Genomic DNA, 9,978 nt, shown 5'->3' on the forward strand with positions numbered 1-9,978 from the left:
GTCCTAAACGTATGGGGTCCGCATCTCTCTCCCCACTCACGAAAGCGGTCCCATGCAGAAGCTTCACCTTGTGATGGGCGGCCGGGTCAAAGATCCCCGCAGCCTCGAATTCGCCGACCTCGATGCCCTCGATCTCGTAGGCGTCTACCCGGACTATGCCTCGGCCGAAGACGCATGGCGTTCGTCCGCGCAGCGCACGGTTGACGATGCCGAAATGAAGTACGTGATCGTGCACCTGCATCGCCTGCTTCAGCCGGACCAGCCGGAAGCCTGATCGGCTTCTGCCCGAAGGCTTAGAAATGAAAAAGGCCGGCAGAAATGCCGGCCTTTTCTGTTTCATTCGAGCGAAACATCAACTCAGATGAATTCGATCTTCTGAACGAGGTAGAACTTGTCACCAGCCGGAACGGTGACTTCGATCTCTTCCTCCACCTTACGGCCGATCAGCGCCTTCCCGAGCGGCGAATTGTAGCTGATGCGGCCGATCCGGGCATCCGCTTCGTAAGGCCCGACGATCTGGTACTTCACCGGCTTCTCGTCATCGTCGAGCAGCGTAACCGTTGCACCGAAGATGATCTTGTCGCTCGAAAGCGTGGCAGGATCGACGATCTGGGCCCGCGTGATCTTGTCTTCCAGATCCGCAATCGTCGCTTCGACCTGGCCCTGACGCTCCTTGGCGGCATGATACTCGGCATTTTCCGAGAGATCGCCGTGAGCGCGCGCTTCTTCGATCGCATCGACGATCCGGGGGCGCTCTTCGCGCAGCGCCCTGATCTCTGCGGTAAGCTTCTCATACCCTTCCGCGAGCATGGGGAGCTTTTCGATACTGGCCATCAAACACTTCCTTCCTGCTGCCTCCCCGCACGCGAAACCAGTCGGAGGAGACTAGTTTCCTGTCCCGTCCCTCAGGTCATTCCCGGGGACTGGGCCGATCCGCAGCGATGTGGGGAGGCTAGATCGATCTCAACTATAATAATCCTGCAACGAACGCACTTCAAGCTGGCTCCCGCGTTGTGCAGAAATTGCTTGTGCAGCAGCGACGCTGGCGGCCGCCGTCGTGAAGTAGGGCACCTTGCCCGTAAGCGCCGAAGCACGGATCGACTGCGAGTCCTTGAGGCTCTGCCAACCTTCGGTGGTGTTGAAGATCAGCGCGATATCGCCATCGACGATCTTGTCGACGATGTGAGGGCGGCCTTCCGCCACCTTGTTCACCAGTTCGACCGGCAGCCCCGCCTCGGTCAGGTACTTGTGGGTGCCGGAAGTGGCGACGATGCGGAAACCTTCCTTCACCAGGATCTGGACCGCAGGCAGGATCACCGCCTTGTCGCTGTCCTTCACCGAAACGAACACCAGGCCGCTGTCGGGCAGGCGCATGCTGGCGCCGAGCTGGGCCTTGAGGAAGGCGCGCGGGAAGTCGGCGTCGATGCCCATGACTTCGCCGGTGGACTTCATCTCGGGGCTGAGCACCGGATCGACGCCGGGGAAGCGCGCGAAGGGGAACACCGCTTCCTTGACCGCCATGTACGGCAGGTCACGCTTGAACGGCGGGAAGTCGGCCAGCTTTTCGCCCGCCATGACGCGGCTGGCGATCTTGGCGACCGGCTGCCCCAGAGCCTTGGCAACGAAGGGCACGGTGCGCGAGGCGCGCGGGTTGACTTCGATGAGGTAGACCTCGCCATCCTTCACCGCGAACTGGATGTTCATCAGACCGCGCACGCTGAGGCCGAAGGCCAGCGCTTCCGCCTGACGTTCCATCTCGGCGATGATCTCGGCCGGCAGGCTGTAGGGCGGCAGGCTGCAAGCGCTGTCGCCCGAGTGGATGCCCGCTTCCTCGATGTGCTGCATGACGCCGGCCACGACGACCTGGTCGCCGTCGCAAAGCGCATCGACGTCGCACTCGATGGCGTCGCGCAGGTACTGGTCGATCAGCACCGGGCTGTCGCCCGAAACCTGGACGGCGGTGGTGATGTAGTCGTCGAGCTGCTGTTCGCTGTCGACGATTTCCATGGCGCGGCCGCCGAGCACGTAGCTGGGGCGCATCAGCACCGGATAGCCGATGCGATTGGCGACGTTCACCGCTTCGTCACGGCTGCGGGCAATGCCGTTGGCCGGCTGCTTGAGGCCCAGCTTGTCCACCAGGGCCGAGAAGCGCTCGCGGTCTTCGGCAAGGTCGATCGCGTCGGGCGAAGTGCCGAGGATTGGGATACCCGCGTCTTCCAGTGCCTGCGCCAGCTTGAGCGGGGTCTGCCCGCCGAACTGCACCAGCACGCCGACCAGTTCGCCGTTCTGCTGCTCAACGCGCAGGATTTCCAGCACGTCTTCCGCGGTCAGCGGCTCGAAGTAGAGGCGGTCGGAGGTGTCGTAGTCGGTCGACACGGTTTCCGGGTTGCAGTTGACCATGATCGTCTCGTAGCCGACTTCGGCAAGCGCGAAGCAGGCGTGGACGCAGCAATAGTCGAACTCGATACCCTGACCGATGCGGTTGGGACCGCCGCCGAGGATCACGATCTTCCTGCGATCGGACGGGTTCGCCTCGTTCTCCGGCTCACCGAAGATCGGCGCTTCGTAGGTCGAGTACATGTAGGGCGTGACCGCCTCGAACTCGGCCGCGCACGAATCGATGCGCTTGAATACCGGGTGGACGCCCAGCTTCTCGCGCAGCTTGCGCACTTCGTCTTCGCTGGTGGCGCCCGCCATGGCGCGCAGCGCGTCGTGCACGAGGCCCGAGCTCTTGGCCTGGGTTTCGCCCATGCCGCCGGCAACGCCGACCGAGCGCACGGCCAGCGTGGCAAGGCGCTTGTCCGAGAAGCCCATGGCCTTCACGCGGCGCAGGCCCTGCGCATCGATCGGCAGGCCGTGCTTCATGATCTTCGCTTCTTCGGCGATGATCTCTTCGATGTGGCGCAGGAACCACTTGTCGTAGTGGGCGATCGCGTGGATTTCATCGACCGAGAAGCCCTCGCGGAAGGCCTGAGCGGCGACGAGCAGACGATCCGGCGTCGCCTTGGAGAGCGCGGCAGTGATCACGTCACGCCCGGCGCCTTCCAGCTCGACCACGCGGTTGAAACCGTCGAGGCCGGTTTCCAGGCCGCGCAGGGCCTTCTGCATCGATTCCTTGATGTTGCGGCCGATCGCCATGACTTCGCCCACCGACTTCATCGCGGTGGTCAGGTCGTTCTTGGCGCCCTTGAACTTCTCGAAAGCGAAGCGCGGGATCTTGGTGACGACGTAGTCGATGGTCGGCTCGAACGCGGCGGGCGTGGCGCCGGTGATCTCGTTCATGATCTCGTCGAGCGTGAAGCCCACGGCCAGCTTCGCCGCGACGCGCGCGATCGGGAAGCCGGTGGCCTTGGAAGCCAGCGCCGACGAGCGTGAGACGCGCGGGTTCATCTCGATGACGATCAGGCGGCCGTCCTTCGGATTGACCGCGAACTGCACGTTCGAACCGCCGGTTTCGACGCCGATCTCGCGCAGCACCTCGATCGAGGCGTTGCGCATGATCTGGTATTCCTTGTCGGTCAGCGTCAGCGCCGGGGCGACGGTGATCGAGTCGCCGGTGTGGACGCCCATCGGATCGACGTTCTCGATCGAGCAGATGATGATGCAGTTGTCGTGCTTGTCGCGCACGACCTCCATCTCGTACTCCTTCCAGCCGAGCAGCGATTCCTCGATCAGCACTTCGGTGGTGGGCGAGGCATCGAGGCCCGAACGGACGATCGCTTCGAACTCGGCCTTGTTGTAGGCGATGCCGCCGCCGGTGCCGCCCATCGTGAAGCTGGGACGGATGATCGAAGGCAGGCCGGTGGTTTCCAGCACCGCAAACGCTTCGTCCAGAGTGTGGGCCACACCCGAGCGCGCCGAGTTCAGCCCGATCTTGTCCATCGCGTCGCGGAAACGCTGGCGATCCTCGGCCTTGTCGATGGCATCGGCGTCGGCACCGATCATCTGCACGCCGAACTTCTCCAGCGTACCGTCATTGAACAGCGCGAGCGCGCAGTTCAGCGCGGTCTGGCCGCCCATCGTCGGGAGCACCGCGTCCGGGCGCTCCTTCTCGATGATCTTGGCGACCACTTCCGGGGTGATCGGCTCGACATAGGTGGCGTCGGCCATGTCCGGATCGGTCATGATCGTCGCCGGGTTGGAGTTCACCAGGATGACCCGGTAGCCCTCTTCCTTGAGCGCCTTGATCGCCTGCGTCCCCGAATAGTCGAATTCGCAGGCCTGGCCGATGATGATCGGGCCGGCGCCGATGACGAGGATCGAGGAGATGTCTGTGCGCTTGGGCATGGGCTGTCCTGGGGTGTCCTGTGTGTCTTGTATGTCGGACTGGCGGCCTAGGCCACCAGTTCGCCAAACGCCTTGTCCCAGTAATCCGGGCCTTCGGCTTTGGCTTTGAGAATGATCGGGTTGCTGTCCTGCTCCTCGCGGATCACCGCGCGGTATCGGTCAGCCTGAAACTGGTGCATCGAACCGCCGTACTCGCCTTCCGTGGTCGACCAGGCGCCCGTTTCGAGCATCCGGTCGATGAAGGTCTTGCCGGCTTCCTTGGCGTGCTTGCGCACCTTGGGGCCGAACTTGCGAACGGCCACCGAGACCTTGTCCTCGAAGATGAGCTGCAATTCACCGTAAGGGTAGAAGCGCGGCGCAACCGTGAGTTCGGAAGCCTGTCCTGCAATATAGTAAGCGAGCATGTGGTCGATAAGGTCGGTCATTATAGGGCACCTTGCTTTGCACGGGTTCCCGACGCGGCGGCCGGAATTCCGATTGCATAGGCAAAGTGCGATACCGGGTCGAAATCTCGCTGGTCCACACCGGCAATGATCGCCGATGCGGGGTGCGGCATTGCCGCCCCTGCCAGAAATCGACCCGCCCGGCCCATCAGGTCAGCATCCCCACGAACTTTTCGAAGAGGTAGAAGCTGTCCTGCGGGCCGGGGCTGGCTTCGGGGTGATACTGCACGCCGAAAGCCTTCTTGCCCTTGATCGAGATGCCGCAGTTCGAACCGTCGAACAGGGAGACGTGCGTCTCCTCCACGTTCTCGGGCAGGGTCTGGTTGTCCACCGCGAAGCCGTGGTTCATCGAGGTGATCTCGACGACGGCGTCTTCCAGGCGCTTCACCGGATGGTTGGCGCCGCGATGGCCCTGATGCATCTTCGAGGTCTTGGCGCCAGCCGCAAGGCCGAGCATCTGGTGACCGAGGCAGATGCCGAAGATCGGCACGTCGCGTTCCAACAGCGAGCGGATCACGGGAACGGCATATTCGCCGGTCGCCGCCGGATCGCCCGGACCGTTCGAGAGGAACACGCCCGCCGGTTCAAGCGCGAGGATCGCTTCGAGCGAGGTTTCGGCAGGAACCACGGTAACGCGGGCACCGGCTCTCACCAGGTTGCGGAAGATGTTGTCCTTGGCGCCGTAATCGATGGCGACGACATGCGGAGGCGCTTCATTGACGCCATCGCCGAAGCCCCGGCCGAGTTCCCAGGTCGAGCCTTCCCAGCCCTCCTGGATCTCGCGGCTGACGATCTTGGCAAGGTCCATGCCTTCCAGGCCCGGCCATTCCTGTGCGCGCTGGATCAGCGCGGGAATGTCGAATTCGCCTTCCGGATTATGGGCGATCACCGCGTTGGGCGCGCCCTGAAGGCGGATACGGCGGGTAAGCGCGCGGGTATCGACTCCGGCGAGCCCGACTTTGCCCTTGGCGGCAAGCCAGTCCCCGAACTCACCGGCAGAGCGGAAGTTCGAAGGCGGAGTCACGTCCTCGCGGACGACGCAGCCGACGGCGCCATCGACCCTGGATTCGAGATCCTCGTCGTTGACACCGACATTGCCGATGTGGGGGAACGTGAAAGTGACGATCTGGCCCGCGTAGGAAGGATCGGTCATCACTTCCTGATATCCGGTCATCGCGGTGTTGAAGCAGACTTCGCCGACTGCTTCGCCGACGGCTCCAAAGCCGCGGCCCCAGACCACGTGTCCATCGCTCAGGACGAGAACGCCTGTCGCCCCTTCAGGTTTGGGCGCAAGCGTATATGCGGCGTCGGCCATGGTGGGTCGCTCCGTTTACGGCGTTTCTGACTATGTGTGCTAAGTGCTGCCCGCTAGAGAGGGTTGTGCACCGCGTCAAGGCGCGACAGGTGCAATTTGGCGCGCGGCTTGCTAGTTTTACGCCACGACACTTCCCAAAACCTATCAGAACAGCAGGAAACCAATGCTTCGTGATTCGATCAAGGCCGCCCAGATCACTGCGATGAAAGCGGGTGACAAGCCGCGCCTCGCCGCGGTTCGCCTCATCCTTGCCAAGATCAAGGACCGCGACATCGAACTGCGCACCGCCGATTCCCTGCCGGACGACGATGCCATGGTGATTGACGTTCTCCAGAAAATGGTGAAGCAGCGCCGCGAATCGATCCAGCTGTTCGAGGAAGGTGGCCGTCCCGAGAAGGCCGCCGACGAGAAGGCCGAGCTGGACGTGATCGAAACCTTCCTGCCCGCGCAGCTCTCCGAAGACGAAACCAAGGCCCTGATCGAAGCCATCAAGGCCGAAGTCGGCGCGGAAAGCATGAAGGACATGGGCAAGGTCGTCGCCGCGCTGAAGGCGCGCCACGGCACCCAGCTCGACATGGGCAAGGCTTCGGGCTGGGTGAAGGCGGCGCTGGCCTGACCTGACACGCGATCGGGCGGCAGGACCGTGCTTACCCCTCAATGGCTCGACCAGCTTCGCACGCGGATAACGCTTTCGGCGCTGATCGGTCGCTCGACCCGCCTCACCAAGGCGGGGCGCGAGTTCAAGGCCTGCTGCCCGTTTCACAACGAGAAGTCTCCCAGCTTCACCGTCAACGACGAAAAGGGCTTCTATCACTGCTTTGGCTGCGGCGCACATGGAGATGCGATCCGCTGGATGACGGACCATCAGGGCCTGTCGTTCATGGACGCGGTCAAGGAACTGGCGGCCGAGGCGGGGATGGACGTCCCTGCCCCGGATCCGCGCGCGGCCAAGGCGGCGGAGAAGCGCGATACGCTTCATGACGTGATGGCCGCCGCGCAAGGCTGGTTCGTGCAGAACCTGTCCTCGCCCGGCGGCGAATCGGCGCGCGCCTATCTGGCGACGCGCGGTTTCGACGCCCATACCCTCCAGCGCTTCGGCTTCGGCTATGCGCCGGAGGGGCGTCAGGCGATGAAGGAAGCGCTCGGCAAGTTCCCGGAGGCCATGCTCATCGAGGCGGGTCTGCGGATCGAAGTGGAGAACCGCGACCCTTACGACCGTTTTCGCGGCCGCCTCATGCTGCCGATCGAGGACGCGCGCGGACGTGTGATCGCTTTTGGCGGACGTATTCTCACCAAGGAGAAAACAGATGCACCCAAGTATCTGAATTCTCCCGATACCCCCCTCTTCGACAAGGGCCGCACTCTCTACAACCTGCACCGCGCCGCGCCCGCCGCGCGCCAGTCGGGCCGGATGGTGGTGGTCGAAGGATACATGGACGTGGTCGCCATGGCAGCGGCGGGAATCGGCGAATGCGTCGCCCCCCTCGGCACGGCGCTGACCGAGCAGCAGATCGAGATGCTCTGGCGTCACGTCGAAATGCCCATCCTGTGCTTTGACGGCGATGCCGCAGGCCAGCGCGCCGCGATGCGCGCCGTAACGCGCGCCCTGCCCCTACTCCGCCCGGCGCATTCGCTGCGAATCGTGCGACTGCCGGAAGGCCTCGACCCGGACGACCTCATCAAGCAGCGCGGCGCACGTGCCATGGAAGAGATTCTGGGCGCGGCGAAAAGCCTGATCGAGGTACTCTGGGAGGTTGAGCGCGATGCCCAGACACTGAGTACGCCGGAAGACAAGGCTGGCCTCAAGGCGCGCCTGATGGCCCATGTCGATTCGATCCAGAATTCCGATATCGCCAGCCTCTACCGCCGCGAATTGCAGGATCGCTATTCCGAGTTCGCCTTCCCGAAGCGCGAGAGCCGCTGGCAGCAAGGCGGAAGTAATGGATTTCGCCCCAACCAACCACGGGGAGGGCAACAGCGCGGGAACGGTCGCTGGCAGCCCCAGCCCGAATCTACGCCCGAATCACTGGAACGCCTGCGCCGCGCAGCAGCGGGCGGGTCACGCGATGCGCTTTCGGCGGCAGTGCTTGCCGGGCTCATTCACTGGCCTGCCCAGATCCGGCGTCATGCCGAGGCGCTTGCCCGAACGCCCGGGCTCGATCCGCGCTTCGGATTGCTGCTCGATTGCTGCCAGGGCCATGAAGCGGTTGAAACAGACCGCCTTGCCACCATATTGGTCGAGAATGGCCTGGAGATCCCCGGCACCGCAGAATACTCAGGATTGCGCTTCGGGTTCCTGAACACCGAAACAGGCGCGGACCAGGCGGGAGAGGATTTGGCCCAGGCAGTCGATCTCTTGGTGGAGCGTCCGATCCTGGATGCGGCATTGGCGCAGGCGACGGCTCGATTCGAAAGCGAGCTTTCGGAAGAGGCTTTTGCCGATCAACAGCGCCTGCTCAAGAGAAAGCTGGAATTTGATAGTCGTCTCAGGCAAATGGCGACAAGACAGGTGGCGTCTTCCTGATGGTATAATCGGGTCGAATGCACGGGGACAACGGCGAAGAATGAGCAAAAACGACAACACCGGCGGCGACAACGACGGCACCGATGCACCGCTGATCGACCTCAACGAAGGCGCCATCAAGAAGTTGATCGCTCGTGCCAAGCGCCGGGGCGTGATCACTTACGACGAGTTGAACGAAGCTCTTCCCCAAGACCAGATGTCTTCCGAACAGATCGAGGACATCATGGCCGCGATCTCGGAAATGGGTATCAACATCGTGGAAAGCGATGAAGATGCCGACGGCCAGCAGGAAGACGACGACCGCGACAACGAAGAGGTCGATTCGGACGACGTCTCCCCGCGCATGGTGGTGGACGCCAAGAAGAAGGAAACCGTCGAGCGCACCGACGACCCCGTGCGCATGTACCTGCGCGAGATGGGCGCGGTAGAACTGCTCAGCCGCGAAGGCGAGATCGCCATCGCCAAGCGGATCGAAGCCGGCCGCGACATGATGATCCTGGGTCTCTGCGAAAGCCCGATCACCTTCCACGCCATCATCCAGTGGTCCGAAGCACTCAACAACGGCGAGATGCAACTGCGCGAGATCCTCGATCTCGATGCCATGCTCTCGAAGGAGCCCGCGCCGGAAAGCCTGTCGGAGGACGGCGAGAGCGACGACGACGGCGAGATCAGCGAGAAGACCGCCGGCCCCTCGTTCAAGGATGAGGACGACACCGAGGAGGACAACTCGGAAGAAATCGACGAGGACGGCAACCCGATTCCCAAGCGCGAAGCCGAGGAAGAGGAAGAAGACAACACCCTCAGCCTCGCCCAGATGGAAGCCGCGCTCAAGCCCGAAGCGCTTGAGAAGTTCATGCTCATCACCGAGCTGTTCCAGGCCTTCGAGCGCCTTCAGTCGGAACGCCTCGACGCGCTGGCTCTGGGCATCGACTTCCCGGTCGCCAAGGAAGACCAGTACCAGCAGCTGCGCGAAGACCTGACCGCTCAGGTCGAATCGGTGAAGTTCCACGCGACGAAGATCGAGTACCTCGTCGACAACCTCTATGCCTTCAACCGTCGCCTGACGACATTGGGCGGCCAGATGCTGCGCCTTGCCGAGCGTCACAAGGTGAAGCGCGCCGACTTCCTCGAGACCTACGTAGGTCGCGAATTGGACGATACCTGGCTCACGGACATGTCCAAGAAGGACAAGAAGTGGGCGGCCTTCGCCGAGGCCGAAGCCGATCCTGTGGAGCGCATCCGTTCGGAAGTCTCGGACATCGCCGCCGCCACCGGCATGGCGCTTCCCGAGTTCCGCCGCATCGTCAACATGGTCCAGAAGGGCGAGCGCGAGGCGCGTATCGCCAAGAAGGAAATGGTCGAGGCGAACCTGCGCCTGGTGATCTCTATCGCCAAGAAGTACACGAACC

The 9,978-nt window shown here is 63.1% G+C and carries 8 protein-coding genes; 4 read left to right on the forward strand and 4 right to left on the reverse strand.

The window, feature by feature from the left end; genetic code table 11:
• Nucleotides 1–52 precede the first annotated feature (52 nt).
• Nucleotides 53–274, forward strand: coding sequence for a DUF4170 domain-containing protein (locus RT424_RS13995; RefSeq protein WP_313439302.1), 222 nt, complete (start codon nt 53–55; stop codon nt 272–274).
• Between the two features lie 83 nt (nt 275–357).
• Here RT424_RS13995 and greA read toward each other — a convergent pair whose 3' ends face one another.
• The 4 genes from greA to carA all read right to left on the reverse strand — a co-directional run bounded on the left by greA (nt 358) and on the right by carA (nt 6,045).
• Nucleotides 358–834, reverse strand: a complete 477-nt coding sequence (gene greA / locus RT424_RS14000; protein WP_313439305.1) for a transcription elongation factor GreA — start codon at nt 832–834, stop codon at nt 358–360.
• Between the two features lie 129 nt (nt 835–963).
• On the reverse strand, nt 964–4,287 hold the full coding sequence (carB, locus tag RT424_RS14005) for a carbamoyl-phosphate synthase large subunit (RefSeq protein ID WP_313439308.1): 3,324 nt from the start codon (nt 4,285–4,287) through the stop codon (nt 964–966).
• A 47-nt stretch (nt 4,288–4,334) separates the two neighbouring features.
• Nucleotides 4,335–4,712, reverse strand: a complete 378-nt coding sequence (locus RT424_RS14010) for a hypothetical protein (RefSeq protein ID WP_313439311.1) — start codon at nt 4,710–4,712, stop codon at nt 4,335–4,337.
• A 166-nt stretch (nt 4,713–4,878) separates the two neighbouring features.
• Complete coding sequence (gene carA, locus RT424_RS14015; RefSeq protein WP_313439313.1) at nt 4,879–6,045, reverse strand: glutamine-hydrolyzing carbamoyl-phosphate synthase small subunit; 1,167 nt, start codon at nt 6,043–6,045, stop codon at nt 4,879–4,881.
• Between the two features lie 163 nt (nt 6,046–6,208).
• Between carA and RT424_RS14020 the strand changes: the two genes are divergently transcribed.
• The 3 genes from RT424_RS14020 to RT424_RS14030 all read left to right on the forward strand — a co-directional run.
• Nucleotides 6,209–6,661 carry a GatB/YqeY domain-containing protein gene (locus RT424_RS14020; RefSeq protein WP_313439316.1) on the forward strand — a complete coding sequence of 151 codons (453 nt, stop codon included), beginning with the start codon at nt 6,209–6,211 and terminating at the stop codon, nt 6,659–6,661.
• A 27-nt stretch (nt 6,662–6,688) separates the two neighbouring features.
• The gene (gene dnaG / locus RT424_RS14025; RefSeq protein ID WP_313439319.1) at nt 6,689–8,569 is read left to right on the forward strand and encodes a DNA primase; all 1,881 of its coding nucleotides are present in this window, start codon (nt 6,689–6,691) and stop codon (nt 8,567–8,569) included.
• 40 nt (nt 8,570–8,609) lie between these two features.
• Nucleotides 8,610–9,978 (forward strand): RNA polymerase sigma factor region1.1 domain-containing protein (locus tag RT424_RS14030; RefSeq protein ID WP_313439322.1); only part of this gene is annotated, 1,369 nt, incomplete at its 3' end.

Origin of the sequence: Novosphingobium sp., assembly GCF_032093395.1 — a bacterium.
Lineage (GTDB): Bacteria > Pseudomonadota > Alphaproteobacteria > Sphingomonadales > Sphingomonadaceae > Novosphingobium.